The organism is Aquamicrobium sp. LC103 (assembly GCF_001014615.2).
Classification (GTDB): Bacteria; Pseudomonadota; Alphaproteobacteria; order Rhizobiales; family Rhizobiaceae; genus LBCQ02.
Window position 1 is genome coordinate 340,806 of sequence record NZ_LBCQ02000005.1, and the last position, 23,053, is coordinate 363,858.

Sequence of the window (23,053 nt, forward strand, 5' to 3'; positions counted from 1 at the left end):
CTACTCCCGCGGCAGGCCGAGAATTCGTTCTGCAATGATGTTGCGCTGGATTTCGGCTGCTCCTCCCGCGATCGTCTCGCTGTAGGATTCGAGGTAGTCGTGTGTCCAGGCGCTGTCGACCAGGGCTGCCGGACCGAGCACGTCCATTGTCGCCCGGTGGATGCGCTGCGCGAGCTCGGCGAAGTAGAGGCGCACGAGTGAGCCGTCGGAGGCGGTTCGAGGCTCGCGGAACAACGTGCGATAGGTCATCGCACGCAGCGCCGCAGTCTCCGCCCGCAGATCCGACAAACGCTCGTAGGTGGCTGTTCCCGGCAGCGGCTCGGCGAGGGCAATCAGGTCCTCGATACGAATGGAAAGCTCGAGCTGCAAGCCCATCGCTGCGGTCTTGCGTTCGAAGGCCAAGGTGGTCATCGCCACGCTCCAGCCGTCATGCAGCGCGCCGACGACATTGGAAAGCGGGATGCAGACGTCGTCATAGAAGACTTCCGCGAAATGGCTGACGCCAGCCATGTTTTCAATCGGCCGCACCGTGATTCCGGGGCTCGTCATGTCGCATATGACCCATGAGAGGCCTTTGTGACGTTTCGAGCCGGGGTCGGTGCGGATGAGCAATTCCTGATAGTCGGCAATATCGGCGAAGCTCGTCCAAATCTTCTGACCGTTGACGACGAGGTGGTCGCCGTCGATTGTTCCTGTGGTGGAGAGCGAGGCGAGGTCGGATCCCGAACCGGGTTCGGAAAAGCCCTGGCACCAGATCGAGCGGCCCGAGAGGATCAACGGAAGGTGGAAAGCTTTCTGCTCTTCCGTCCCGCAGGCAATCAGCGTCGGCCCGGCATGGTTCAGCGCCACGAAGGTGCAGTCGAGAATGGAAGGCGCCCGCGCGCGGACATATTCCTCGTACCACAGCACGAGCCGATCCGGTGGCAATCCTTGTCCGCCATACTCCGCGGGCCAGCCTATGCCCGCCCAGCCGCCTTCGTGGCAGCTGGAAAGCCAGTCCAGCGAGAAACGACGGGCCGGCATGCCTTCGTGCGGGGCGCGCTCTCGGGGGACGTTGGCGATCAGCCAGTCGCGCGCCCGATGGCGGAACGCCTCGTCGTCTTTCGTGAAATTCAGCCGCATCTCTTGCTCATGACATCCATCCGCCGGCCACGTCGACGATGCTGCCGGTCATATAGCTTGCTTCGTCGCTTGCCAGAAAACGTACCACCGTCGCGATCTCCCGTGGCGCGCCCACTCTTTCCATCGCCACGTTGAACATCTGGCGCTCCATCTGGACAGGGTCGACGCCGGCCGCCATCGGCGTGTCGATGGTGCCGGGAGCGATCGCGTTGACGCGGATGTTGTATGGGGCGAGGGTGCGCGCGAGGCTGCGTGTCAGGCCGATCAGCCCGGCCTTCGACGTTCCATAAGGGACGATCGGGCTGCCGAGCTTTCCGTTGATCGAGGCGATGTTCACGATGACCCGCCGCCTCGTTCCGCCATGCCGCGCGCCAGTCCCTGGCTGAGAAGAAAGGGGGCGCGAAGATTGACCGTGAGCACGCGGTCGAAGTCTTCCAGCGTCAGCTCGAAGACCGCTTTCCTTTCGTAAAGGCCGGCGCAATTCACCAGGCAGCCAATTGCGCTCTCTTGAGAAAGCACGCGCAAGGTTCGACGCACGTCCTCCATATCGGAAAGATCGCAGGCGATAAATTCGTCCGGCACCGCTTCATCTTCGCTCGCGGCGGCCGCTGCCCGGTCGAGACCGATCACGCGGTCGCCGGCCGTTTTGAGCTCGGCGGTGATGGCGCGGCCCATGCCGCCGGTGCATCCGGTGACGACCGATACACGCATTCCGTCCTCCCTGATTAATGTCCCAATATATGGGTATATGTGGAAATACCCCTTCTTTTCCTCTCGCCAACAGTATCAGGCAATTTTGGAATTGTTCAACTATAAATTCGGAATTCTTTGTTGACATTTGTGTAGGAGCTGATCAGTTTCAGCGGGAGCGTTGGGATATGAAGTCCCACATAATGGACGCTCGGGAGGCCCTGGAATGGATTTTGAATGGACCGACGAGGATCGGGCCTATCGGGCGCGGGTGCGTGCCTTTCTGGAGCGGGAACTGCCGGCGGACTGGAGCGAGATATCCCGTCACGGTCCGGGGTCGCGCGCGCAGACCGAGTTCAGTCTGGAGTTCTGCCCAAAGCTGGCGGCGGCGGGCCTGCTCGTCCCACATTGGCCCGCCCAATGGGGCGGGGCAGACCGGCCGACATGGGAGCACTTCATTCTCGGCGAGGAGATGTGGGCGGCGGGCGAGCCGCGCGGCGCGCAATATATGAACGTCAACTGGATCGGGCCCACCTTGATGCGTTTCGGCACCGAGGAGCAGCGGCACCGCTACATTCCGGAGATGGCGGCCGGCAAGGCCGTCTGGTGCCAGGGCTTCTCGGAACCCAATGCCGGCTCGGATCTCGGTAGTCTGCGAACCCGGGCCGTCCGAACCGGCGACGAATATGTCATCAACGGCTCGAAGATCTGGACGTCCTATGCCGCGATGGCGCAGCATTGCTTTTTGCTTGCCCGCACCGGCGAGGCATCGCAGGGCAAGGCGGGCATCGCCATCTTCCTCGTTCCGATGTCCACGCCCGGCATAGAGGTGCGGGCGATTCCGAGCCTTATCGGTCACGGCGACATCCACGAGACCTTCTTCACCGATGTCAGGGTGCCGGTTTCGGCCCGTCTCGGCGAGGAGGGACAGGCCTGGTCGATCATCAGCTACTCGCTCGCAAACGAGCGGATCGGTATACCCCGCTACGAATTCGCCGCCCGCGTCCTCGATCGAATGGTCGAGGAACTGCGCGTCCGCCAGGCCTTTTCCGATCCGCTCGTGCAGGCGCGCGCCGGTGCCGCGTCGGCCGCCTGCGAGGCCGCGCGCCTTCTGGTCTATCGCGCCGTCGACAAGCGCGCGCGCGGCGAGGCGGTGGGTTCCGAGGCGAGCCTCGCGCGCATCGCCGTGGCCGAGGCCGACAACGTGGTCACGGATTTCGGGCTCGATTTCCTGTCGGACACCTTCACCGGCATGGATCATCCGATCCACCTGGCGCATCACGAACGTGCCATCGTCACCAGCATCGCCGCCGGCGCGGCCGAAATCCAGCTCGGGTTGATCGCTCGCAATTGGCTCGATCTTCCCAGGGAAGCTTCCTGATGCGTTTTTATCCCAACGAGGACCAGACTGCCTTTCTGGCCGTGCTCGACCAGCTTGCGCAGGCACCGCAGGCCGCATGGAAGGCCGCACCTGAATGGGCGCGCTTCGACTGGTCTCCGGAACTGGACATGCTCCTGGACGAAAACGGCTTCTTCGACTGCGCCGCGGAGGAGACGCTCGGCCTCGTCACGGCGGCGATGCTGACCTATCGGATCGCGGGCCTGCCCGTGCTTGTGGAATGCGCCGCGTCCTCCATGCTCCGCTCGCTCTACGCCCCGGATCTGCCCCGGCCGATCGCGGTGATCGAGGAGCGGGGCCGGCCCGTCCCCTTCCTGCCGGTGGCGCGCTCGGCAATCCTCGTTTCGGACGAAAGCGTTCGCGGTGTGCTTCTGGAGGAGGGCGTGGTCGAGACGGTCGAGAGCATCTTCGCCTATCCGATGGGAGTGCTGGGGGAAAGGGAGGTCGCGATGCGGCCGATCGATGCCGATCCAGCTGTGGTCCGAAACACATGGCGCGTAGCCCTTGCCGCCGAGATGGCGGGAACGCTGAAGGGCGGCCTGGACGCCGTCGTTGCCCATGTCCGCGATCGCCATCAGTTCGGCCGCCCGCTCGGAAGCTTCCAGGCCATCCAGCACCGCCTTGCCGGCGCGGCGACCAAGGTGGAGGCCAGCTACTGGCTCACGCTCAAGGCCGCTCAGAGCCTCGATCCGATCGACACGGCAATCGCGCTCGGTCACGTGCAGGAAGCCTCGACGCGGGTAGTCTACGATCTTCACCAGTTCATGGGAGCCATGGGACTGACTCTGGAACATCCTCTGCATCGCTGGACATACCGGGCGCGCCTCTTGCGTTCCGCGCTAGGTGGGGCGGGGACGAATTTCAGGGCTGTCTCCGCAAGCCGATGGAGAGCCGCATGACGAAGCCGCCGATTTTCGACACCCTTCTGATGGAACGGCGCGGCCGTCTCCTCACCATCGTCCTGAACCGACCGGCTGCGCTCAATGCCTTCGACGGTGCCATGCATGTCGAGATCGTCGAGGCGTTGCGGTTCGCCGACAGCGATCCGGATTCCGACGTGATCGTGCTGACGGGCGCCGGGCGCGCCTTCTCGGCTGGGGGCGATCTGGAGCATATGGAAGCGTCCATCGCCGACCCGGAAAAATTCGATCGCGAGGCGGCCGACGCCAAGCGTATCGTCTTCACGTTGCTGGACATCGACAAGCCGGTGGTGGCGAAGGTGAATGGCGCGGCGGTGGGCCTTGGCGCAACCATCGCGCTCTTCTGCGACGTGATCTTTGCCGGCGAGAGCGCACGCATCGGCGACCCGCACGTCAAGGTCGGGCTGGTGGCGGGCGACGGCGGCGCCATCATCTGGCCGCAGCTCGTGGGATTTGCCCGCGCCAAGGAATATCTGATGACGGGCGAGCTGCTGCCGGCCGCCCGGGCTGCCGAGATCGGCCTCATCAATCATGCCGTGCCCGATGCCGAACTTGACGCGCGGGTGAGTGCCTTCTGCGACCAGCTCATCGGCGGAGCCACGCGCGCGATCCGCTGGACGAAGGCGACGGTCAACCTCGAGCTCAAGCGTATCGCTCACGCATTGATGGATCCGGGCATCGCCTACGAATCCGTATCGGTTCGCACAGCCGAGCACCGCCAGGCGGTGCAGGCGATGAAGGAGAGACTGAAAAAGCGGAACGAGTGACTGGTCGGGGTGCGGACGCACCTGATCGCAAAACGGGAGGAAAACATGAGAACCAACAGACGTCAGTTCGTCGGCGGCGCGTTGAGCGCGGCCGCGCTTACCGGCCTGCCTATGCCGGCCATTGCACAGGGCGGGCCAATCCGCATCGGCTGCATCACGAGCCTGGTAGGCGGCTACAGCCAGTTCGGCGAGGCTCATGCGCGCGGAATGCAGATTGCCGCCGACATGGTCAATGCTCAGGGCGGTATCAATGGCCGCCAGATCGAGATCATCGTCCGTGACGACGGTCTCAAACCCGAAATCGGCGTCGCGACGGCGCGCGAGCTTGCAGCCGACGGCGTGCATATCTTCGCCGGAGTGCTTTCGAGCGGGGTGGCGCTTGCGCTGGGCGGCGTCATGGAAGAACTGGGTTCGGTCTTCATCAATGCGGCCTCCCACGGCAACAATCTGACGCACCAGGATTTCCGCAAGAACTACTTCCGCGTCACCGACTATTCGGCCATGCGCATCGGCGCAGGCTCCCAGCTCATGGCCGACCGTTATCCCGATGCGCTTCGCTGGGGCTCGATCTCGCCCGACAATGAGGTCGGCCGGTCCGTCATCGAGACGGCGGGGCATTGGCTCCCGAAGGCGTACCAGTCCACGCACGGCGCGCAGGTCGAGCTTCTCGAAACCAGCTGGGTTAAGTTCGGCGCGACCAACTACCGCAACGAGATAGCCCGCCTGGTCAGCCAGGGCATCGACGGGTTGATCGTGGGTCTCGGGGGCACCGACGAAGTCACCTTCCTTCAGCAAGCGGGACAGTTCGGGCTCACCCGCCAGGTTAAGGCGATCTACACCTCGGGCAGCGAGTTTCAGTCCGCCGCCGCCTTGAAGGCCCGCACGCCGGAGAACTACTGGTCCGGTTTCCACTGGTACTACGGAGCCTACAAGGACAATCCGCTCGCGCAGGAACTCATCAAGATTTTCCGGGACAAGGGCTACGGCGACCACCCGGACGGCTTCGTTGGGATGGCGCACAGCGCCGTCTTCGCCGTTGCGGCAGCGCTGCGCACCGGCGCTGGCGAGACGGCGGCCGAGCTGGTGCCTGCGCTCGAAGGCTTGACGTTCGATTCCGTGAAGGGGCCGATCACCCTGCGCGCGGAGGATCATCAGGCCATCTGCGACGTGAACTACGCGCTTCTGGCGGGCGCAAGCAATGCCGACGGCTGGGAAGCGGTGGATTTCGCGCGGATCGACGGCACACCCTTCGCCGGTGCTCCGACACCGGGCACGGCCCTGGCTTTCAACTAGGGCTCTCCGATTCCTGCCGGCTGTCCGGGCCGGCAGATATTCAGATGTTGTTGGAAGTGGATATGTCGGTTCTGGACGAAAGACTCGTAGCGCTGAAAAGCGCGCGGCGGCACATCGAGGTCGAAGGCTCGAGCCTGGGAGCGGTCGCGCTCGAGCGCGTCTTGGAAGATCCCGACCGCATAGTCGTCGCGGATGTGGAGCGCGTGCTGACGCGTGCCGAAATGGTGGACACAGCGCGCCGGCTCGGCGGCGCGTTGCTGTCGCGGGGCGTTGCGCCGGGTTCCGTCGTCGCGTTCCAACTGCCGAACTGGTGGGAGGCTTGCGTCATCAACCTGGCCGCCGCGCTGTTCGGCTTCCGTCTCGTGCCGCTTCTGACCATCTATCGCGCAGCCGAACTGGGAACGATCTTTCGGGCCTGCGGCGTGGACGCGCTCTTCATCCCCGAAAGCCATCGCGGTTTCGACTTTCCCCCTCTCGTCGCCTCGTTGCCGGAAAGGCCGCCGCATGTCTTCACGGTGCGCGGGTCCGCGAGTGCCGGTGACACGTTCGAAGATCTGCTTCTGCACGAGCCTGCAGAGGCGCGCCTTTCAGCATCCGACGACGTCAAGATGATCCTCTTCACCTCGGGCAGCACCGGTCGCCCCAAAGGGGTCATGCACAGCCACGCCACGATCGATGCGCTGATCCGCAGGACGGGAGAATTCTGGCGTATCGGCGAGCGGGACCGATTATTCATTCCCTCTCCGATCGGCCACATCGGCGGCTCGATCTACGCTTTCGAGTTCCCATGGATCACCGGCTGCGTGGCGCATCTCGTCGATGGCTGGGATCCCGACGAGGCGGTGGAACTGATCGACAGGCATGGCGCGACCTTCATGGCCGGGGCGACGCCGTTTCTGGCCGGCCTCGTCGCCGCGGCGGAACGCGCGGATTCCCGACTGCCGAGCTTGCGCCGTTTCATCTGCGGCGGCGCGAGCGTGCCGCCCGAACTCGTGCATCGAGCGCTGGCACGGTTCCCATTCACAACCGTATCGCGGGCCTATGGATCGACGGAGGTGCCCCTGGTCTGCCCGGGCGTGCGCGATCGCGGGGAGGCCGAAGAAAGGGCGGACACCGATGGCGAATGCACGGCCGAGCTGAAGATCCTGTCGGACGACGACCGCCCGGTAGCCGGCGGCGCATCCGGCGAGATCGTGGTGCGCGCGCCGCAGATGCTCCTCGGCTATCTCGACCCGGCAGACGACGAGGATGGCTTCACCGAGGACGGCTTCTTTCGGATGGGCGATCTCGGCCGGCTGATCGACGCGAGATTTCTCCAGATCACCGGGCGAAAGAAGGACATCATCATTCGCAAGGGTGAGAACATCAGTCCGCTCGAGATCGAGAACGCGTTGGCGCGGCATCCCGGCGTGCGGCAATCGGCCGTGATCGGCATGCCCGACGTGGATCGCGGCGAGATCGTGGTCGCCTTCGTCCTGCCCACCGACGGCGGGCATTTCGGCTTTTCGGACATGACCGCGCATCTGGAGCGGCTGGGTCTGGCGCGACAGAAGTTTCCGGAGCGGCTTCATGTCGTTCCTGCCATGCCGACGACGGCGGTCGGGAAGGTCGACAAGAAACAACTGAAGTCGCTGGCGATCGATATGGAGGGGGCCGCGGCGTGACGACGCTTTATCTCTACGCAATATTCAATGGCCTGGTGCTCGGCGCGGCGATCTTCCTGGTCGCGGCGGGCCTGACCCTCGCCTTCGGCATCATGAAGATATTCAACTTCGCGCATGGTGCGTTCTTCATGATCGGCGCCTATGTCGCCTATGCGGTCGCCGGACAGGAAGCTTCGTCGCTGCCGCTTTTCCTCGCTGCAGCATTCATAGCCGCGCTGGTGGTAGGTGCCATCGGCGTCGTCACCGACCTCGCGATCTTCAGGCGGCTCGGCAATGTGCCGCACGAATACACGCTCATGGCCGCCTTCGGCATCATGCTGTTCTGCACCGGCGCGGCGCGCATCGCCTTTGGCCAGTCCGTCCATGCCATATATCCGCCGCAGGCGATCGGCGGTTTCTCCGAGATCGGACTGCCGGTTTCGCACTACGGTCTCTTCATCATTGCCGCTGGCATCGTAACCTTCCTCGCGCTGGAGATCGGCCTGAACCGCATCTGGTTCGGCAAGCTGATCTTCGCCGTCGCCCGGGATCCATGGATGGCCGACGTGGTGGGCCTGCGCGTGCAGCGCCTCAAGCTTGCCTCCGTGGCGATCAGCTTCGCGCTTGCCGGACTTGCCGGAGGCATTCTCGTCGCCAATCAGTCCCTCTCGCTCGATCTCGGCCATTCCTATTTGCTGCTGGCGTTCTGTGCCGTCATCGTCGGGGGGCTCGGTTCCATCCGCGGCGCTTTCATTGCGTCGGTGATCTTCGGCCTCGCGGAAAGCCTCAACTCGGTCATGCTGCCGACCATGCCGGGCATCGGCTCATATGCCTTGCTCATCATTCTCGTCCTGATCCGCCCGCAGGGCATCTATCCGGAGTTGTCCCAATGAACCGGGCTGCCCAGGCCGCGTTGCTTCTCTTTCTGCTGCTGTTCCTCTTTGCGCCTTTCCTGGTCAATCCGGGGCTCGTCTTCCTCGCGGGCTTCGCGATGATCCAGATCGTCTTTGCGCTGTCGTGGAACCTGCTGTTCTCCTACGCAGGCCTGATCTCCTTCGGCCATGCCGCCTTCTTCGGCATCGGCGCGTATATTTCCGCGGTTGCGCTGCGCGACGGATATGAAATCCACTTCGTGCTCCTGATATTGGTTTGCGCCGCTTTCGGTGCGCTGGCAGCGCTTCTGGTCGCGCTCGTGGTGCTGAGGCGCGCAAGCGGCGTCCAGTTCGCCGTGCTGACGCTTGCGCTTTCCCAGCTCATCGTGGTGCTGATCGGATACTCCTCGCTGCTCGGCCACGACGAGGGTATCGCCGCCATTCCACGGCCGGCGATCGATTTTGGCCTGTTCACCGTGGACATGAACCAGCCGCTGACGAGCTATTACTTCGTGCTCGCGGTCTGCCTGCTGGCTGTCGGGCTCATGTGGCTGCTGGCGAAAGGGCATGTAGGCAGGGCCATGCGCGCCGTGCGCATCGATGCGGAGCGGGCTGCCTTTGTCGGCATCGACGTCTGGCGCGTGCGTGTCATCGCCTTCACCATTTCCGGCGCGTTCGCCGCGGTGGCGGGAGCCATGCTTGCTCCGTGGAGCCAGATCATCACTCCGGACTACGTCAACTGGCTGCAGTCGGCGCAACCGCTGTTCGCTGCCCTTTTGGGCGGTGCCGGCTTTTTTTGGGGCCCCGTGGTCGGCGTGATCGGCCTCAGCGGCATCAACTATCTGACGCGCACCTTCGCCGGGCTGTCGGAAGTCCTGGTGGGGGCCAGCCTGATTCTCGTCGTGCTCGTCGCTCCCCAGGGAATTCTCGGCGCGCTCAAGCAATTGGCGCGGCGGCGTGGCGGACGGACCCCGGGAGGGCACGCATGATCCTCGACGTTCAAGGCATCGAGATGAGCTATGGCGCGTTGAAGGTCCTGCACGGCATCGACCTTGTCGTGGAGAAATCGGAAACCTTCGCGATCATCGGCCCCAATGGAGCCGGAAAGACGACCCTCTTCAAGGTCCTGACGGGGGAGGCGATGCCGACCGCGGGAACCATTCGTCACAACGGCCAGGACATCACCAAGCTGCCGGCCCATCAGCGCGCGCGCAGGGGTTTCGGGCGAACCTTTCAGGTCGCCCGCGTCTTCAACGAATTGGATCTGCGCACCAATGTCGTGATTTCGATCGAATCGCGGCTCCGCTATTCGGGCGGCAATCCCGGTCCATGGTGGCGTTGGAAGCCGTCACGCGATGTGCAGGCGGAAGCCGATGAAATCCTCGACCGCTTCGGCTTTCCGCGCCGCCGCTGGAACGATGAAGCCGGCTATCTCTCCCATGGCGATCGCAAGCGGCTGGAATTCTGCGTCGCGCTTGCGACGAAGCCGGAAGTGCTGATGCTGGATGAGCCGACAGCCGGAATGTCGCCTTCCGACCGAAAGGAAATGACACATCTCCTGGCGCGGTTGAAGGCGGAGACGGGCATAACCATACTGATGACCGAGCACGACATGGATATCATCTTCGAGCTTGCCGACCGCCTCATGGTGCTGAATTTCGGCGAGGTCATCGCCATGGGTGCGCCGGGAGCGGTTCGCGACAACCCGACCGTCCGCAAGGTCTATCTCGGTCAGGACCACCAGCATGCTTGAGCTCCACCGCATCGACGCGTTTTACGGCCAGGCGCATATCCTGCACGATATTCCGCTCAAGGTCGCCGCCGGCGAGCGCATCGCGGTGGTCGGCCGCAACGGTGCCGGCAAGAGCACGCTTCTAAAGAGCATCGTGAATGCCGGACCCATCGTGCGCGGCGCCGTGTCGCTCGACGGCAGGCCTCTCGGCAACATGAGCGCCAGCGACCGCGTGAGGCTGGGCGTCTCGCTGGTACCGGAGGATCGGCGCATCTTTACCCACATCACCGTGGCCGAGAACATCCTCCTTGCCCAATACGGGACCGAGCGCAAGCACGGGCTGCCGACCATGGAGGAGGTCGTCGAGAGATTTCCCATGCTCAAGGATTTGCTCGGCCGGCTTGGAGGACAACTCTCCGGAGGCCAGCAGCAGGTGCTGGCAATAGCACGCTCCATCGCCGCGGGACCACGCCTGATGCTGCTCGACGAGCCGACCGAAGGACTTGCGCCGGTAATCGTGGAGGATCTGGCGGAGAAGATCATCGAAGCCTGCGACACCTATGGCATCGCACTCGTTCTTGCGGAGCAGAATCTCCGCTTCGCCCGCCGATGCACCTCACGCATGCTGCTTCTGGATTCGGGAACGACCGTCTTTTCCGGCGACTGGACGGAGTTCGGGAAATCCACCGACCTTGTAGACCGATATCTCGCGGTCTAGACCAGTTTCATCCGGTCTTGAACCGCCCGGCTTGCGCCCGGAGAAGCGAATGAGAGAAATGGCATCATCCGATCCCGTCCCGGCCGAGGGAAATGTCGATGGCACGCAGACCATCCGTCGTGCAGCCGCCATGCTGCGCCGGATCGGGCAGAGCAATTCGCAGGGTGTGGGGCTTTCGACGCTTTGCGATGCCCTGCAACTGTCCCGCTCGACGACGCACCGCATCCTGAAATGCCTTGTCGACGAGGGACTGGTCCGGCACGAAACGGATCGGCGGCGCTATGTGGTTGGGCGGCTCACCTACGAGCTGGGGCTGGCGGTGACGCCGGATGCCCTGGAGATCGCGCGCTGGCGTCCGGTTGTGGACCGCGTGGCGCGGCGTACGGGAGTTACCTCGTATCTGATGAGTCGAAACGGAATCGAGGCGACGTGCGTCCTCAAGACGGAAGGCAACTCCGTTATCCGCGTCATCCCGGTCGATGTGGGGCAGCGTCGTTTCCTCGGTGTGGGCGCGGGCTCCACGGCGCTGCTTGCCGCGCTCGATCCGGAGACCTCTTCCCGAATCATGGAAACCGTCGCGCCGCTCCTGCGCGATTATCCCGGGCTCAACGAAGAGGTCATGCGTGAACTCGTAGACGACGCGCGCCGTACCGGCTTCGTCGTGAGCAGGAGCAATGTCGTCCAGGATGTGATCGGGATCGGTATGGCGATCCCCGAGCCCGGTGGAACGCCATCGCTCGCGCTCAGCATCGCCGCCCTCAATTCCCAGACGAACGATCGTCTGATCGATGGCTGGAAGCACATCATCATGCAGGAGATCCAGGAAGCCCTGTCCTGATGGAGTGAAAGAGCGTGTCGCGCTCTGGTCCTGGGTTCACCGTGGTCGAACGCTCATCGACGACGGCAGCCTGCGGCGAACCAAATCTCGTCCCGAAAAAGTGCTTGCTCCTCTAGTCGCTAGAGCAGGTAGCGTGACTCCGAAAGCTGATAATTCGGAGATCATTCATGAATGTTCACTCGGTGGCGGCCCGGAATCTAGAGTACAAGATCGGCGGCATGGATTGCGCCAGTTGCGCCGGGATCGTCCGCGCGGCGTTGGAAAGAATGCCCGGCGTGTCGGATCTCCACGTCTCGGTTCCGCGCGAACGATTGAAGCTTGTGCTCGATGAAAATCGCACGGATAGGGGTAAAATCGTCAAGGCGATCGAAAGCCTCGGCTTCACGGCCGATCTCCAAAGCTTCGATCAAAATCATCCGGATGGGCATGGCGACGGCGATCGACACGTTCATGCTGATTGCGGTCATGACCATGAAGAGGGGCACGGACAGCGCCATGGCGAAATTTCCGACCACGTGCCAAAGGCGGGACAGACAACGGTATCCGTCGGCGGGATGGATTGCGCCAGTTGCGCCGGCACCATCACGGCCGCCCTCGAAAAGATGCCTGGCGTTTCCGATATTCACGTATCGGTTGCGCGCGAGCGGCTCAGCCTGACGCTAACTCCCGGTGGCGCGACGCTGGAGGATGTTCTGACGACCGTTCGCCGGCTCGGTTTCACCGCTGGCGAGGCAGGCAATGCGCCCGGCGCGACGGGCGCGACAGGGCAGTCGAGGAAACCGGAAAAGTCGCCGTGGTGGCAGGCGCCCAAGGCGCGACATCTGTTTTACGGCGGGGCATTTGTCGCCGGGGCCTTCGCAACGTCCTATTTCCTGCCCGAGCTACGACAATGGACTCTCGGTGTCGCGACTGTACTGGCGGCCTTGCCGATCGTTCGCCGGGCGCTTGCCGCCGCGCGCCTCGGGGCGCCTTTCACCATCCAGATGCTGATGACGATCGCCGTCATTGGGGCGATCATCATCGGAGAAACGGCCGAAGCGGCAATAGTCGTATTGCTCTTTATCCTGGGTGAGATGCTCGAGGGATTGGCCGCCGATCACGCCCGATCCGGCATCCGCGCCCTGGGCGAATTGCTGCCGCGCGACGCCCTCGTGGAAGAGCCGAACGGGCGGACCACCAGGGTCGCGGCCGACGCGTTGCGCGTCGGCCAGGTGGTGGTGTGCAGGCCCGGCGATCGAATTGCCGCGGACGGAGAGATTCTGACCGGCATCTCCTCGGTCGACGAGTCGCCAATCACGGGCGAAAGTGTTCCGGTCACCAAGGAACCGGGTGAGCGTGTCCGGGCGGGGACGGTGAACCATGAGGCGACGTTGCGCGTCCGCGTGGATCGTTCTCCGGAAGACAACACGATCTCACGCATTATTGCCCTGGTCGAGGAAGCACAGGATTCCAAGGCGCCCACCGAACGATTCATCGACCGATTTTCACGAGTCTACATGCCGATAGTGGTCGTGATCGCGGCTTTGGTCGCCATCGTCCCTCCGATGATGGGCCTGGGTGATTGGGAAACGTGGATCTATCGGGCACTCGCCTTGCTGCTGATCGGCTGCCCATGCGCGCTCGTCATCTCCGTTCCCGCCGCGGTTGCGGCGAGCCTTGCGGCCGGTGCCCGTGCGGGCATGCTGATCAAGGGCGGAGTTGTGCTCGAAACGCTGGCCGGTGCCAAGCGCGTCGTGTTCGACAAGACCGGCACGCTGACCGTGGGCAAACCTCGCGTGACCGATATGATCACCCTTGAAGGCAGCGGCGCCTCCACGCTGGCCATCGCCGCGGCGGTCGAGCGTGAAAGCTCGCATCCCCTGGCGGCGGCAATCGTTGCCCATGCAATGGAAACGGGTGTCGGCAAGCCGACGCTCTCGGCCCGGAAGGTGAAGGTAGTGCCGGGCAAGGGCATGGAAGGGTCGGTGGACGGTCGCGCCGTTTTCATCGGCGCTCCACGCCATGCCGCCGACCGCGCGCAGTTTGGCGCATCGGCGCAGGCGCAAATCGACGCTCTGGAAGAGCAGGGAAAGACTGTGATCGTGGTCGTCGTCGAGGGACGAGCCCTGAGCCTCATAGCGATGCGCGACGAACCGCGTGCCGAAGCCCGCTCAGCCATCGAGACACTGAGGCGGCAATCGGTCGGTGCGCTGATGATGACCGGTGACAATCCTCGAACCGGCGCGGCAATCGGTCGACAGCTCGGGATCGATGTCGAGGCGGGCATGCTTCCAGAAGACAAGTCGCGCCGCCTCGCCGAAATCGCGGTCGGCGAGAACGTCGTCATGGTGGGCGATGGTGTCAACGATGCTCCCGCTCTCGCCACGGCCAATGTGGGAATAGCCATCGGTTCGGGGACCGACGTGGCCATGGAAGCGGCCGACGCCGCTCTCATGCGCGACAGGATCGATGATGTTCCGCGCATGCTTGGCCTGGCGCGCTCGACCATGAGCAACATCCGTCAGAATGTCGTCATTGCGCTCGGTTTGAAAGCCGTGTTCCTAGTCACGACGGTGACGGGCTACACCGGGTTGTGGCTGGCGATATTTGCCGATACGGGCGCAACCGTTCTGGTGACGCTCAACGCCATGCGCCTGCTTGCGTTCTTCCATGGCAGGGGCGGGAATGTGAACCCGACCGGCATGACGTGAATTGTTCAACGGTATCGGCGGCGCAATCGGTCCGCTGCATCGCAGATCGATCGATTGGGCGAAGTGATGGAGATCCGCAGTGAATCTGAGCATTGGCGAGCTTTCGAAACGGACCGGGGTCAAAATCCCGACCATCCGCTACTATGAGCAGATTGGTTTGTTGTCCGAGGGCAGGCGGGATCAGGGCAATCGTCGCCGCTACGAACAGGCGGCCGTGGATCGGCTCAATTTTGTCCGTCACGCGCGGGACATGGGTTTCGAGATTGAGGCGATCCGGGATCTCTTGCATATGACGGAGACGCCTCAGCAATCCTGTCACGAAGCCGACAGCATTGCGCGAGCGCATCTGGCCGATGTGCAAAGACGCATCAGACAGCTGGAGATTCTTGCAAACGAGTTGAACCGTATGATCAGCGAATGTCGCCACGGTCGGCTCGTCGATTGCCGAATTATCTCCGTTCTGTCCGACCATTCCCAATGCCATGCGGACCACGCCGGCGGGAGGAATATCGGCTAGTCTCTCGTAAGGGTTATGCTGCTCCGCACCAGGCCCAGATCATGAGTGTCGATCGGCGCTAGTGGATGATCTCCTCGACCTTAAGGCGCCTTCCTTCGGGGTCGAAGAAATGGCCTTCGTTGAGGACGCGGCGGTCCTCGCGCAGCCGCCCCTCCAGGTCGCGCAACTCGGCGCGCGCGATATCGTTGGAGACCGGCCCGTCGAAATAGCTGCTGACGGGAAAGAACGCCGCGCCGTTCCATTCAGCGCCGGAACCGGAGAAGAGCTCGCGCAGCTCGCTCCAGCGTGTCTCGTCGCCGATGACGTTCATGAATGTCGAGCGCAGGAGCTCGATCGACGTTCCGCCGATCGAGACCAGCACGACGAGCACGGTGAAGTCGCCGCGTCGCCGATATTCAACCGGCAGCCAGACGTCGAAGCGGCTCGGGCGGTCTTCAGAAATCGACAAGCTGCGTCTCCGGCATGTAGTGCTCGAACAGTATCCAGAACGGCTTGCCGCGCGCGGTCTGGTACCAGGTTTCGAAAACCGAGAGCGCTTCGGCCATGTCGCGTTGAACTTCATCGCCCCGGTTGTCCGGCGCCGCAGCCTCGTCGCCTTGGCAAACGCGTGTCGCCGCGAAGGCGGCCGCAGCGAGCTTGGCGTATTCGGCGAGGACCTCGTCGCGGGCCGGACTGTCCTCGCGCCAGCCGAGCCGGTTCCTGAGCCCGGCGATGGCTGCCGCGACCGCAATCTCCTCCTGCTCTGCCTGGCTCACGACGGCAAAGAGCGAGCGCATGAGGTTCATCCTTCGATTGGCGAAGGCGCGCGCCTCGGCGAGTGCGGCCACGCGCGTTCATGGTGCGGCGGAACTCGGCTTCCTCCTGCTCGCGCTGTTTCGCATCGTCGGCGAGCCCAGCGATGAATGGATGGTCCTCGGTCATGGGCGGTTCCGTGGAAATGGCGGAGGAGAGTGGGAGTCGAACCCACCTGGGACCGTCTCACGGCCCCACCCGGATTTGAAGTCCGGACAACTCACCAGAGCTGCCTCTCCTCCAAGAGTTGATTTCGTTGGCTTTTTTGCCATCCAATCAGTCGCAGATCGGAGCAATTGCTACCATTCTGCTACCCTTTTCTTTCGCCCTTTGCTACTGCGCCCGCGATCATCGCGTCAATTTGCGCCGCGGCATCAGCCTGCATTCCGGGCATGACGTGAGAGTAGAGATCGAGGGTAATCCCGATGGTCGAGTGGCCCAAGCGCTCGCTCGCGATTTTCGGATGCACGCCGGCCGCCAGAAGCTGGGTTGCGTGTGTGTGGCGCAGGTCGTGAAACCTGATCCTTGGCAGATCGATCTTCTCCAGCAGCCGCAGCCACCCGTCTGTGAGCATGCGAGGCTTGAGCGGTGCGCCCGCCTCATCAGCTACGAGGAACGTCTCATCATCCAGCCTGATCCCCAGGGCAAGCAACTGCTCAGCCTGCTTTGCCCGGTGAACCTTAAGCGCTGAGACGACAGACGGTGGGAGATCGACCACACGTCCTTTTCCCGACTTCGGGGTCTTGTAGTGCACGCCCTCGGCCGTTTGTTCCGCGCTTTGTGCAATGTGGAGACAGCGCATGTTGTCGCCCAACTCGGCATGCTTCCAGCGCAGGGCTGCAATTTCTCCGCGTCTCAGGCCGCACATGACCGCCAACAGAACCGGAACGTGAAGCCGAGTTTCTTCGACAGCCCGTAACAGCGTTGCCGTCTGTGCCGCATCATAGGCCAACATAGGTTTGCGCTCGACCTTCGGTGCCTTCGATGCCAACGCCGGGTTCTTTGCCAGCAGATCCCACGTCAGGGCCTGATTGAGCGCCATCACCAACACTCGGCGCATGTGGCGGACGGTTGTCGCCGACAGTCCTCCCTTGCCGTCGTGGCGACCCGTCAGCAGCGCCTTGGACAGTGCGGCGTCGATCCGCTCCGTTTTCAGCTTGGAGAGCGTCACGTCACCTAGGAGCGGTGCGAGCCCCTTCTTGCAGAGTTCGGAGTAGCGCTCGTGCGTCTTCCGCGAGACGCTTGCCTTCACGTGCTCTAGCCAGCGATCGAGGAACGCGGTAACCGTCGTGCGATCGGGCTCGATGTAGACGCCGCCCTTCAACTCCGCAATGAGCCGCGCACACTCGACTTGCGCCTGTCGCTTAGTACCAGCGAAGCTGTGCCACTTCCTACGGCGCTTGCCAGTCTCAGGGTCTCTCAGGTCTAGGACTATTGCCCACCTGCCGGGGCTGCGCTCGCGGATGTGGCCTTTCATTTTTGCTCTCCTGTGCGGCCCACGTTGGCTTTTGTGCGCTGCTTTACGCGTTGTTCCCAACCAGGAATTTCCCAAAACCGCCTTCGAACGCCGTATTTTTCGGCGAAGATCTCAGGATTGGCGGCCTCTTCAGCCTTGAGTTCCTCTACCCTCTTCGCGACATAGGCGTCCTGCTCTTCCTCCGACAGGGATTCGTACGCGGCTTCTTCTTCGTCGGACAGGCTTGTAACCCAGATCCCGAGGTACCGATTTTCGTCCGACTGCGCGCGTCGACGATCAGCAGCCTCAACCGCTTCATTCGCCTGTTCAATTCGGCGTTGCGCCTGCTCGTCACCCTTCGAGATGGTCTGAGCCTCAGTGTACGGTCTGACGGCTTCGTAAATTGCCGTTACGAGTTCGTGAAGACCCTGCACACCTGCAAATGCGTCATAAGCTCGGTCCGAAGCTTCATCAATGATGTCAAGCACTTCGTCCCGGGTGAACAGAGCGTCATCGAGTTCGGGTTGGCTATACAAGCGCTTGTCATCCACCCCCTGCCTGAAGAGGTCAGCAGTGATCGTGACACCATCCGTGGTCACCTCAATGATCTGTTCGAATTCGGCCTCCAAGAACAACGCGATCTTGCACAGCCGACGGATGGCCTCGGATTTGGATGAGATCCGATGCGCGAACTGCCAGTCCTCGATCGCCTGGAGTTCAGCTTTCGTAATCTTCATATGAAGTCGCTCGGTTTCACTGTCGCCGAGCTTGGGACGAGCCATTTCTACACCCTCATAAACAATATGGGAAAGGTGCACACAAAACGCTTGCGCGCAAGATGCTCTCATGTATGGTGTGCACATTACGCACGAAACGTGAAGGAAGGCTTAAAGCGGTGACAGTTGACGAAGCACTATCCCGGCCGACGATCTCGGTCCCTGAAGCTGGCAAGCTCTTTTTCGGCCTTGCTCGAAATGCAGCCTACGATGCCGCCAAGCGTGGCGACATTCCAACCATCAAGATTGGAGGCAAGATCATGGTCCCGGTCGTGCCGTTGGCTGAAAAGCTCGGCCTGCGTGCGAACATCGGGCGGGCCGCGTAATGGCGGCAGTCCTGCAAAAGAAAGGCCCGGCGGAAGCTGCAACTTCCCCGGACCGTGGTTCAAACATCCTAGCGAAGGAATTCGTGAACGTGGCTACAAATAGCACCGACGCCGCCCATCGGCAAGCGAGGCACGAGAACATCGTTTCGGGCATGTACGACATCGAGGGCGACGTTTATGACCTCGTGAACATGGTCCGGATCGCCGCCGATCTTGTGAGCAGCGAACTCCGCCCCTGCGGCCCCGACGACAGTTGCGTCACTATCAAGATCGGCCCCCAGCATTGGGATATGGTCAACTTTGCGGTTAACGACTGCGTAGTCCGAGCCAATGCCTTCCGCAAGAAGTTCGTTGACGCGATCAACGGGGAGGTCTCGGCATGAGCATCACCCGCCGCCTGTTCCTTCGCAACACGGCCGCTGCCGGCGCAGTCGGTGCTGCGGTCACCACTCCAGCCGTCGCCGAACCTGAACTCACGCCTTACGAGAAGGCCATCTGGCACATGCGTGAGCTTGAGCGCCTTGCCCTTGAGGACGGCGCTAGCGAAGCCTGCGTGATGGTGGTTGGGTTCTTGTACCCTAGCCCTAGCAAGCGGACCAAAATGCTGATGATCGGACGGAATGGCGACCTCAGTGATGAGGACGGCATGTTCGGGGAGGCGCGGTCATGAGCGCTCCCGACGAAAAGCTTCTCGCCGAACTCGAGAGTGATATCCGGCACCTTTACCACCTGCTGGACACTATCTGCGATCATGCGTTCGGCGCGGTGGATCGTGAGCGTTGCGATGCCCTCCTGTGGATCGCCCGGGAGCGTGCCGACAAGGTGCGCAAGGACGCCCACGCAGCCATCTGGCCGGGAGACGCCTGATGCGCCTCCTTCGCCTTTGGACGGCAGTCCAGATCCTCCGAGTGTCCAACGCGCTCTACCGTGTTGCCCTCTGGCTCAAGCAGCCAGCGGGCGCGTCTCGGGCGCCGATGCACCCCGCCGAGCAGATCCTGCTGGGCTCCATCGTCGGCCTGGCGATCTGCGCGTTGTGGGTCGCCATTACGTGGAGGGCGATGCAGTGAGCTCAAAGCAGAGAAGGAAAGGCAAATCCAAGTTCATAATGATCGAGGCCTATGTGAAGCGCAGCGCCGCATGGAAGGCGCTGACGCCGATCGAGCGATGTTCCTACATCGAGGTGAAGTGGCGCTATGACGGCCTCAACAATGGCCGTATCGGCCTCGGCTGCCGCGAATTGGCAGACGAGATCGGCATGGGGAAGGACACGGCCAAGCGTGCTTTGATTCGGCTGACAGAAATAGGCTTCATCACGAAGACGAAGCCAAGCGCCTTCAACGTAAAAAACCGGGCCGTCACCGAATGGCGGCTCACGGAATACCCATGCGACGTGACCGGTGAGTTGCCCACCAAAGACTTCATGCGATGGGAATCGAAAAACAAAACACAGGCGCATCCACGCGACACACAGGCGCACCCATGCGACACGAAACCTTCGAAAGTGCCCGAGAACCCCCTTCACAGTCGCACCCATGCGCCTGTGAAGCCCGATTCATGCAATCCACAGGCGCACCCATGCGACACATATAGATATACCATAGGGGGTAGGACCGATGCAGCGTGACGACATGCCTCTCTTCCGATGGCAGCCTCCCGTCAAAGTGATCCTGTTCCCCCTCACGAAACGCATAGGGAAGGTGCGCCATACTGCTCAGAAGCTTCTCGGCAAGCAGGGCGATGATGCCGACCTCTACTGGAAGCAGGTTATGTCCGCGAACCGGAAGCATCTGGAGCGGATAGGACTTTCCGACGACGAAATTGACGATCAGCTCCGCGAGTTTTTTGACGCCGTGCAGGGTGAACTGCGGCGGCTCACTTACTGTGGACAAGGAACCGGAGGCGCAGCGTGAAGATCGAAGCAGTCTTGCAACAGGATGCTGTCACGGTCGAAGCGGACGAGGACAGCGTTGCGCTATCTCAGTCTCAGTCATGGGACTGCCAGGAGCAGCGGATTGCCATCTTCGGCAAGGCCAACCTCGATGCCCTGATCTCAGCACTTCAGAAAGCGCGGGAGGCGATGCCATGACCGATGCCATCCAGAAGGCCGCCCGCTGGCTCGCCACCACCCCTGATGATCGGAAGCCGCATCCGCTGATGCCGTATCTCCGCAGGGAGTTCGGGTTGTCCCCGAGTCAGGCGGTCGAGGCAATCCGTGAGGCCAATCTGATCCGAGCGAGGGCAGCATGACAGAAATCAGCGATGAAGAGTTGGAACGCCGGATGTCGGCAAAGCTATTCGGAAGTGTGGCGGCACGCTTCCCCGTTGTCGCCATCACGCGGCGCCGATCGGCGGATCAGCGCCCAGGGGAAACACGGCGCCAGTTCATCGAGCGGAAGAAGCGTGAAGCAGCGTTGAACGTTCCGGACGACAACTGAGATACCGAGGAGCAGCATTGATCAATCGCGGCATCAACACACACCGTTTCTGCGAGGGAATCGGTATCAGGGTAATGCGCACACGGCACGCGAGAGAGCCGAGACCGCCGAATGTCATCTACGGCGGCAGGATCATCGCGCGGATGTTGCGCAGAGCGGGGCCGGATCACACCGGCCTCGTTCTCATGTGCATCAAGGCATCTGATCCAGCCTGCTTCTATGGCGATGCAATTATTGCCGTCAGTCAGTTCATTAAGGTCCACGGAACTGCCCTCGGCGGCCGGCAAGTCGTGGTTCAGGCGTTCGCCCGTCTCGACCTTGGGCAGCTCCGCAATCGCGCTCAGCGGCTCGCCCGCGCCGATAGCGCAGCCATGACGAAAACCAGTGCCGCGTTGGCCGTGATGATCGCTCACACCATCCTAGGAGAAGAAGCCGCATGAACTGGACGCCTGACATCGTGATGGTGAGGTTGATCGAGGCCTATGCAGTGATCGAGCGGATCACGCGCAAGGATGGTCCTCCAGGAACCGGAAGCGGCATGCCGGCCGCGATCACGTTTGAAAGTTCGCAAGAGGCGTTCGAGTTCGAGCGCGTCGACCTCACGTTCAACAACGGCGAGTCGATGGCTGTCATCAAGGAAACTCGCAGGCAGGACATTCTGCGGGCAGCCGGCCGCGCTGTACCCGCCGAGACCATATCCATGGCGCTTGAGGCGCTGCGCTGGCCGATCGACTTTATTCAGGACGAGGATCACCGCGCCTGCCTCATCACCTATGCCACGTGTCGGGCCAGAAACCGGGTCTGGACGAAGGTCTTGAAGGCGAGAAATGCCCGAGTGCCGAAAGAAAAGCGCTGGTTGAGACTAAAAACCTACCGCTGGAATGAGAAGTCATGTCAACGGATTAGCGATCATCTCGCCAAGGAGAGCGTTTTGTTGCGCCTTCCGCTGGATTTACAGATGATACAGATCGAGGCAGAACACCCGTGCGAATTCGCTAATCTGGCGAAGCGCGCGTGGATGGCACCGGACGCTATGCCGAGCCGCTTTGGTGGCGACGATGATCAACCCGGCTCCACGCAAAAATCACGACATGGGGAGCGGCGAGAGGCGGCTTAATCGCAATCCCGGCTTCTATGCCTTCTTGTGGTCGGTGTTGAGCCAATTATCGTTGTGGGCCGCTTCATCGAGAGCCTGAACCATCTTCGCCCGCCAGTCCTTTCCGGTCGCCTTGAACGCGGCCAGGGTTTCCGGGTCGAGCCGCAAGGTCACGGCCTCCTTTGGGTTATCGACGCGTGGACGACCGCGCGACCGTTGGATGCTCTCGAACAACTCAGGAAGGGCTTCCTTGAATGGTTTGCCCTGCTTGGCCTGCTCGTCGGTGATTTCCGGGTTGTCCGGATCACTGACGATCATCTTCTGAATTTCAGCCTCTTCCTTATCGGTCAGAGGGCGCTTGGAAGAAAACTTGATGGTCATCACAGGTTCCTTTCCTTCTTGCTCGCGGGGCGCATCGAGACGACAGAGATCGCTTCCGATCCGAGGGGCTTAAACACGACTGCGACGACGATCTGTCCATTGAGTTCGCCAATCGCGAGAAACCGGCCTTCCTTAGCCGGGTAGACGGTGGAAGCTTCAAAAAACTCGACGGTCAAAGCGGCGAAGTCCATGCCATGCTTGGCAAGGTTGGTCTGGCGCTTCGGTTCGTCCCAAATGATGTTCATGTATTTTTCGTACACGGAAAATCAAAAGTGGTCAATGTTTTTCGTACACGGAAAATCAGGGGGGATGTTCCCGGGCGTTCCGGCCCCCCCAATCAGGACGGCGGTATGAATTTTCACTTGGGCACAATTAACAACGGCCAGATGCGCTTCGCGGTAGGTTCATTCAGCCGCGGGGCTGGCTACGAGCGGATGCTGTTCCGCACGTGGAAGGAGCATAGGATCGCCGCCCTGTACGGCATCAGCTTCGGCCATAAATGCTTCATCGGCGTCATCCGCCTGCATGAGTGCAGGGAACGGCACGAGCGGATTAAGTGATCAGGACGGCGGACGAACGAGGCCAAATCA

Annotated in this window: 34 protein-coding genes and 1 tRNA gene; 25 read left to right on the forward strand and 10 right to left on the reverse strand. The window is 62.2% G+C overall.

Annotated features, from left to right (window positions below; all coding sequences use genetic code 11):
* From XW59_RS12235 to XW59_RS12245, 3 genes are read right to left on the reverse strand one after another with little or no spacing between them, the layout of a single operon-like run.
* A complete protein-coding gene (locus XW59_RS12235; RefSeq protein WP_047145045.1) occupies positions 1-1,122 on the reverse strand; it encodes an acyl-CoA dehydrogenase family protein in 1,122 nt (373 codons plus the stop codon).
* Between the two features lie 7 nt (positions 1,123-1,129).
* Positions 1,130-1,459 (reverse strand): SDR family oxidoreductase, encoded by a 330-nt coding sequence (locus XW59_RS12240; RefSeq protein ID WP_052958096.1) that lies wholly within the window; start codon positions 1,457-1,459, stop codon positions 1,130-1,132.
* Positions 1,456-1,833: an SDR family oxidoreductase gene (locus tag XW59_RS12245; protein ID WP_052958095.1), complete on the reverse strand. Its 378-nt coding sequence runs from the start codon at positions 1,831-1,833 to the stop codon at positions 1,456-1,458. Before XW59_RS12245 ends, XW59_RS12240 begins: the two co-directional genes overlap by 4 nt.
* Positions 1,834-2,038: 205 nt before the next feature.
* On the opposite strand from XW59_RS12245, the gene XW59_RS12250 reads away from it, so the two are divergent.
* The 12 genes from XW59_RS12250 (at position 2,039) to XW59_RS12305 (ending at position 15,201) form a co-directional block, all read left to right on the forward strand.
* Positions 2,039-3,193 (forward strand): acyl-CoA dehydrogenase family protein, encoded by a 1,155-nt coding sequence (locus XW59_RS12250; RefSeq protein WP_047145044.1) that lies wholly within the window; start codon positions 2,039-2,041, stop codon positions 3,191-3,193.
* Positions 3,193-4,110, forward strand: a complete 918-nt coding sequence (locus XW59_RS12255) for an acyl-CoA dehydrogenase family protein (RefSeq protein ID WP_047145043.1) — start codon at positions 3,193-3,195, stop codon at positions 4,108-4,110. The genes XW59_RS12250 and XW59_RS12255 overlap by 1 nt, the downstream gene beginning before the upstream one ends.
* The gene (locus tag XW59_RS12260; RefSeq protein ID WP_047145285.1) at positions 4,107-4,898 is read left to right on the forward strand and encodes an enoyl-CoA hydratase/isomerase family protein; all 792 of its coding nucleotides are present in this window, start codon (positions 4,107-4,109) and stop codon (positions 4,896-4,898) included. Before XW59_RS12255 ends, XW59_RS12260 begins: the two co-directional genes overlap by 4 nt.
* Positions 4,899-4,943: 45 nt before the next feature.
* Complete coding sequence (locus XW59_RS12265) at positions 4,944-6,191, forward strand: ABC transporter substrate-binding protein (RefSeq protein ID WP_047145042.1); 1,248 nt, start codon at positions 4,944-4,946, stop codon at positions 6,189-6,191.
* Between the two features lie 62 nt (positions 6,192-6,253).
* Complete coding sequence (locus XW59_RS12270; RefSeq protein WP_052958094.1) at positions 6,254-7,855, forward strand: AMP-binding protein; 1,602 nt, start codon at positions 6,254-6,256, stop codon at positions 7,853-7,855.
* Positions 7,852-8,727 carry a branched-chain amino acid ABC transporter permease gene (locus XW59_RS12275; RefSeq protein ID WP_047145041.1) on the forward strand — a complete coding sequence of 292 codons (876 nt, stop codon included), beginning with the start codon at positions 7,852-7,854 and terminating at the stop codon, positions 8,725-8,727. The genes XW59_RS12270 and XW59_RS12275 overlap by 4 nt, the downstream gene beginning before the upstream one ends.
* Positions 8,724-9,695 carry a branched-chain amino acid ABC transporter permease gene (locus XW59_RS12280; protein WP_047145040.1) on the forward strand — a complete coding sequence of 324 codons (972 nt, stop codon included), beginning with the start codon at positions 8,724-8,726 and terminating at the stop codon, positions 9,693-9,695. Before XW59_RS12275 ends, XW59_RS12280 begins: the two co-directional genes overlap by 4 nt.
* Complete coding sequence (locus XW59_RS12285) at positions 9,692-10,459, forward strand: ABC transporter ATP-binding protein (RefSeq protein ID WP_047145039.1); 768 nt, start codon at positions 9,692-9,694, stop codon at positions 10,457-10,459. Before XW59_RS12280 ends, XW59_RS12285 begins: the two co-directional genes overlap by 4 nt.
* Positions 10,452-11,156, forward strand: coding sequence for an ATP-binding cassette domain-containing protein (locus tag XW59_RS12290; RefSeq protein ID WP_047145038.1), 705 nt, complete (start codon positions 10,452-10,454; stop codon positions 11,154-11,156). The genes XW59_RS12285 and XW59_RS12290 overlap by 8 nt, the downstream gene beginning before the upstream one ends.
* Positions 11,157-11,214: 58 nt before the next feature.
* Positions 11,215-11,994: a helix-turn-helix domain-containing protein gene (locus XW59_RS12295; protein ID WP_047145037.1), complete on the forward strand. Its 780-nt coding sequence runs from the start codon at positions 11,215-11,217 to the stop codon at positions 11,992-11,994.
* Between the two features lie 218 nt (positions 11,995-12,212).
* Complete coding sequence (locus XW59_RS12300; RefSeq protein ID WP_348639311.1) at positions 12,213-14,684, forward strand: heavy metal translocating P-type ATPase; 2,472 nt, start codon at positions 12,213-12,215, stop codon at positions 14,682-14,684.
* Positions 14,685-14,763: 79 nt separating this feature from the next.
* Positions 14,764-15,201, forward strand: a complete 438-nt coding sequence (locus XW59_RS12305) for a helix-turn-helix domain-containing protein (protein WP_047145035.1) — start codon at positions 14,764-14,766, stop codon at positions 15,199-15,201.
* 58 nt (positions 15,202-15,259) lie between these two features.
* Here XW59_RS12305 and XW59_RS12310 read toward each other — a convergent pair whose 3' ends face one another.
* The 5 genes from XW59_RS12310 to XW59_RS12330 all read right to left on the reverse strand — a co-directional run bounded on the left by XW59_RS12310 (position 15,260) and on the right by XW59_RS12330 (position 18,231).
* A complete protein-coding gene (locus XW59_RS12310; protein ID WP_047145034.1) occupies positions 15,260-15,649 on the reverse strand; it encodes a hypothetical protein in 390 nt (129 codons plus the stop codon).
* Positions 15,636-16,028: a hypothetical protein gene (locus XW59_RS12315; RefSeq protein ID WP_047145033.1), complete on the reverse strand. Its 393-nt coding sequence runs from the start codon at positions 16,026-16,028 to the stop codon at positions 15,636-15,638. The genes XW59_RS12310 and XW59_RS12315 overlap by 14 nt, the downstream gene beginning before the upstream one ends.
* Before the next feature lie 111 nt (positions 16,029-16,139).
* Positions 16,140-16,235, reverse strand: a tRNA-Sec gene (locus XW59_RS12320).
* A gap of 68 nt (positions 16,236-16,303) precedes the next feature.
* Entirely contained in the window at positions 16,304-17,470 is a 1,167-nt protein-coding gene (locus XW59_RS12325; RefSeq protein WP_047145032.1) for a tyrosine-type recombinase/integrase, read from the reverse strand.
* A complete protein-coding gene (locus XW59_RS12330; protein ID WP_047145031.1) occupies positions 17,467-18,231 on the reverse strand; it encodes a hypothetical protein in 765 nt (254 codons plus the stop codon). The genes XW59_RS12325 and XW59_RS12330 overlap by 4 nt, the downstream gene beginning before the upstream one ends.
* Before the next feature lie 113 nt (positions 18,232-18,344).
* Between XW59_RS12330 and XW59_RS12335 the strand changes: the two genes are divergently transcribed.
* Genes XW59_RS12335 through XW59_RS12380 form a run of 12 tightly spaced genes read left to right on the forward strand, consistent with a single transcriptional unit; the run spans position 18,345 to position 22,103 of the window.
* The gene (locus XW59_RS12335; protein ID WP_052958093.1) at positions 18,345-18,551 is read left to right on the forward strand and encodes a DNA-binding protein; all 207 of its coding nucleotides are present in this window, start codon (positions 18,345-18,347) and stop codon (positions 18,549-18,551) included.
* Positions 18,551-18,934: a hypothetical protein gene (locus XW59_RS12340; protein WP_047145030.1), complete on the forward strand. Its 384-nt coding sequence runs from the start codon at positions 18,551-18,553 to the stop codon at positions 18,932-18,934. The genes XW59_RS12335 and XW59_RS12340 overlap by 1 nt, the downstream gene beginning before the upstream one ends.
* Complete coding sequence (locus tag XW59_RS12345; protein WP_047145029.1) at positions 18,931-19,221, forward strand: hypothetical protein; 291 nt, start codon at positions 18,931-18,933, stop codon at positions 19,219-19,221. The genes XW59_RS12340 and XW59_RS12345 overlap by 4 nt, the downstream gene beginning before the upstream one ends.
* Positions 19,218-19,418, forward strand: coding sequence for a hypothetical protein (locus XW59_RS12350; protein WP_047145028.1), 201 nt, complete (start codon positions 19,218-19,220; stop codon positions 19,416-19,418). Before XW59_RS12345 ends, XW59_RS12350 begins: the two co-directional genes overlap by 4 nt.
* Before the next feature lie 41 nt (positions 19,419-19,459).
* Positions 19,460-19,618 carry a hypothetical protein gene (locus XW59_RS29335; RefSeq protein WP_170990139.1) on the forward strand — a complete coding sequence of 53 codons (159 nt, stop codon included), beginning with the start codon at positions 19,460-19,462 and terminating at the stop codon, positions 19,616-19,618.
* A gap of 38 nt (positions 19,619-19,656) precedes the next feature.
* Positions 19,657-20,175: a hypothetical protein gene (locus tag XW59_RS12355; RefSeq protein ID WP_052958092.1), complete on the forward strand. Its 519-nt coding sequence runs from the start codon at positions 19,657-19,659 to the stop codon at positions 20,173-20,175.
* Positions 20,165-20,461, forward strand: a complete 297-nt coding sequence (locus tag XW59_RS12360) for a DUF6074 family protein (RefSeq protein WP_047145026.1) — start codon at positions 20,165-20,167, stop codon at positions 20,459-20,461. Before XW59_RS12355 ends, XW59_RS12360 begins: the two co-directional genes overlap by 11 nt.
* Positions 20,458-20,637: a hypothetical protein gene (locus XW59_RS12365; RefSeq protein ID WP_136068138.1), complete on the forward strand. Its 180-nt coding sequence runs from the start codon at positions 20,458-20,460 to the stop codon at positions 20,635-20,637. The genes XW59_RS12360 and XW59_RS12365 overlap by 4 nt, the downstream gene beginning before the upstream one ends.
* On the forward strand, positions 20,634-20,798 hold the full coding sequence (locus tag XW59_RS29340; RefSeq protein WP_170990140.1) for a hypothetical protein: 165 nt from the start codon (positions 20,634-20,636) through the stop codon (positions 20,796-20,798). Before XW59_RS12365 ends, XW59_RS29340 begins: the two co-directional genes overlap by 4 nt.
* Positions 20,795-20,986 (forward strand): hypothetical protein, encoded by a 192-nt coding sequence (locus XW59_RS12370; RefSeq protein ID WP_047145025.1) that lies wholly within the window; start codon positions 20,795-20,797, stop codon positions 20,984-20,986. The genes XW59_RS29340 and XW59_RS12370 overlap by 4 nt, the downstream gene beginning before the upstream one ends.
* Positions 20,987-21,003: 17 nt before the next feature.
* Positions 21,004-21,426 carry a hypothetical protein gene (locus XW59_RS12375; RefSeq protein ID WP_047145024.1) on the forward strand — a complete coding sequence of 141 codons (423 nt, stop codon included), beginning with the start codon at positions 21,004-21,006 and terminating at the stop codon, positions 21,424-21,426.
* On the forward strand, positions 21,423-22,103 hold the full coding sequence (locus XW59_RS12380) for a hypothetical protein (RefSeq protein WP_047145023.1): 681 nt from the start codon (positions 21,423-21,425) through the stop codon (positions 22,101-22,103). The genes XW59_RS12375 and XW59_RS12380 overlap by 4 nt, the downstream gene beginning before the upstream one ends.
* 15 nt (positions 22,104-22,118) lie before the next feature.
* Here the strand turns inward: XW59_RS12380 and XW59_RS12385 are convergent, their stop codons facing one another.
* Both XW59_RS12385 and XW59_RS12390 read right to left on the reverse strand, forming a co-directional pair.
* The gene (locus XW59_RS12385; protein WP_047145022.1) at positions 22,119-22,463 is read right to left on the reverse strand and encodes a BrnA antitoxin family protein; all 345 of its coding nucleotides are present in this window, start codon (positions 22,461-22,463) and stop codon (positions 22,119-22,121) included.
* Complete coding sequence (locus XW59_RS12390) at positions 22,463-22,708, reverse strand: BrnT family toxin (protein WP_047145021.1); 246 nt, start codon at positions 22,706-22,708, stop codon at positions 22,463-22,465. Before XW59_RS12390 ends, XW59_RS12385 begins: the two co-directional genes overlap by 1 nt.
* A gap of 105 nt (positions 22,709-22,813) precedes the next feature.
* Here XW59_RS12390 and XW59_RS12395 point away from each other — a divergent pair, with 105 nt between their 5' ends.
* Positions 22,814-23,023: a hypothetical protein gene (locus tag XW59_RS12395; protein WP_047145020.1), complete on the forward strand. Its 210-nt coding sequence runs from the start codon at positions 22,814-22,816 to the stop codon at positions 23,021-23,023.
* Positions 23,024-23,053 lie beyond the last annotated feature (30 nt).

Bases quoted from the DNA above. Each gene is read 5' to 3' on its own strand.
- XW59_RS12235 (WP_047145045.1), bottom strand. From the start codon at position 1,122: ATGCGGCTGAATTTCACGAAAGACGACGAGGCGTTCCGCCATCGGGCG.
- XW59_RS12245 (WP_052958095.1), bottom strand. From the start codon at position 1,833: ATGCGTGTATCGGTCGTCACCGGATGCACCGGCGGCATGGGCCGCGCC.
- XW59_RS12250 (WP_047145044.1), top strand. From the start codon at position 2,039: ATGGATTTTGAATGGACCGACGAGGATCGGGCCTATCGGGCGCGGGTG.
- XW59_RS12255 (WP_047145043.1), top strand. From the start codon at position 3,193: ATGCGTTTTTATCCCAACGAGGACCAGACTGCCTTTCTGGCCGTGCTC.
- XW59_RS12260 (WP_047145285.1), top strand. From the start codon at position 4,107: ATGACGAAGCCGCCGATTTTCGACACCCTTCTGATGGAACGGCGCGGC.
- XW59_RS12265 (WP_047145042.1), top strand. From the start codon at position 4,944: ATGAGAACCAACAGACGTCAGTTCGTCGGCGGCGCGTTGAGCGCGGCC.
- XW59_RS12270 (WP_052958094.1), top strand. From the start codon at position 6,254: ATGTCGGTTCTGGACGAAAGACTCGTAGCGCTGAAAAGCGCGCGGCGG.
- XW59_RS12280 (WP_047145040.1), top strand. From the start codon at position 8,724: ATGAACCGGGCTGCCCAGGCCGCGTTGCTTCTCTTTCTGCTGCTGTTC.
- XW59_RS12285 (WP_047145039.1), top strand. From the start codon at position 9,692: ATGATCCTCGACGTTCAAGGCATCGAGATGAGCTATGGCGCGTTGAAG.
- XW59_RS12290 (WP_047145038.1), top strand. From the start codon at position 10,452: ATGCTTGAGCTCCACCGCATCGACGCGTTTTACGGCCAGGCGCATATC.
- XW59_RS12295 (WP_047145037.1), top strand. From the start codon at position 11,215: ATGGCATCATCCGATCCCGTCCCGGCCGAGGGAAATGTCGATGGCACG.
- XW59_RS12300 (WP_348639311.1), top strand. From the start codon at position 12,213: ATGGATTGCGCCAGTTGCGCCGGGATCGTCCGCGCGGCGTTGGAAAGA.
- XW59_RS12325 (WP_047145032.1), bottom strand. From the start codon at position 17,470: ATGAAAGGCCACATCCGCGAGCGCAGCCCCGGCAGGTGGGCAATAGTC.
- XW59_RS12330 (WP_047145031.1), bottom strand. From the start codon at position 18,231: ATGGCTCGTCCCAAGCTCGGCGACAGTGAAACCGAGCGACTTCATATG.
- XW59_RS12340 (WP_047145030.1), top strand. From the start codon at position 18,551: ATGGCGGCAGTCCTGCAAAAGAAAGGCCCGGCGGAAGCTGCAACTTCC.
- XW59_RS12345 (WP_047145029.1), top strand. From the start codon at position 18,931: ATGAGCATCACCCGCCGCCTGTTCCTTCGCAACACGGCCGCTGCCGGC.
- XW59_RS12350 (WP_047145028.1), top strand. From the start codon at position 19,218: ATGAGCGCTCCCGACGAAAAGCTTCTCGCCGAACTCGAGAGTGATATC.
- XW59_RS12355 (WP_052958092.1), top strand. From the start codon at position 19,657: ATGATCGAGGCCTATGTGAAGCGCAGCGCCGCATGGAAGGCGCTGACG.
- XW59_RS12360 (WP_047145026.1), top strand. From the start codon at position 20,165: ATGCAGCGTGACGACATGCCTCTCTTCCGATGGCAGCCTCCCGTCAAA.
- XW59_RS29340 (WP_170990140.1), top strand. From the start codon at position 20,634: ATGACCGATGCCATCCAGAAGGCCGCCCGCTGGCTCGCCACCACCCCT.
- XW59_RS12370 (WP_047145025.1), top strand. From the start codon at position 20,795: ATGACAGAAATCAGCGATGAAGAGTTGGAACGCCGGATGTCGGCAAAG.
- XW59_RS12380 (WP_047145023.1), top strand. From the start codon at position 21,423: ATGAACTGGACGCCTGACATCGTGATGGTGAGGTTGATCGAGGCCTAT.
- XW59_RS12385 (WP_047145022.1), bottom strand. From the start codon at position 22,463: ATGACCATCAAGTTTTCTTCCAAGCGCCCTCTGACCGATAAGGAAGAG.
- XW59_RS12390 (WP_047145021.1), bottom strand. From the start codon at position 22,708: ATGAACATCATTTGGGACGAACCGAAGCGCCAGACCAACCTTGCCAAG.
- XW59_RS12395 (WP_047145020.1), top strand. From the start codon at position 22,814: ATGAATTTTCACTTGGGCACAATTAACAACGGCCAGATGCGCTTCGCG.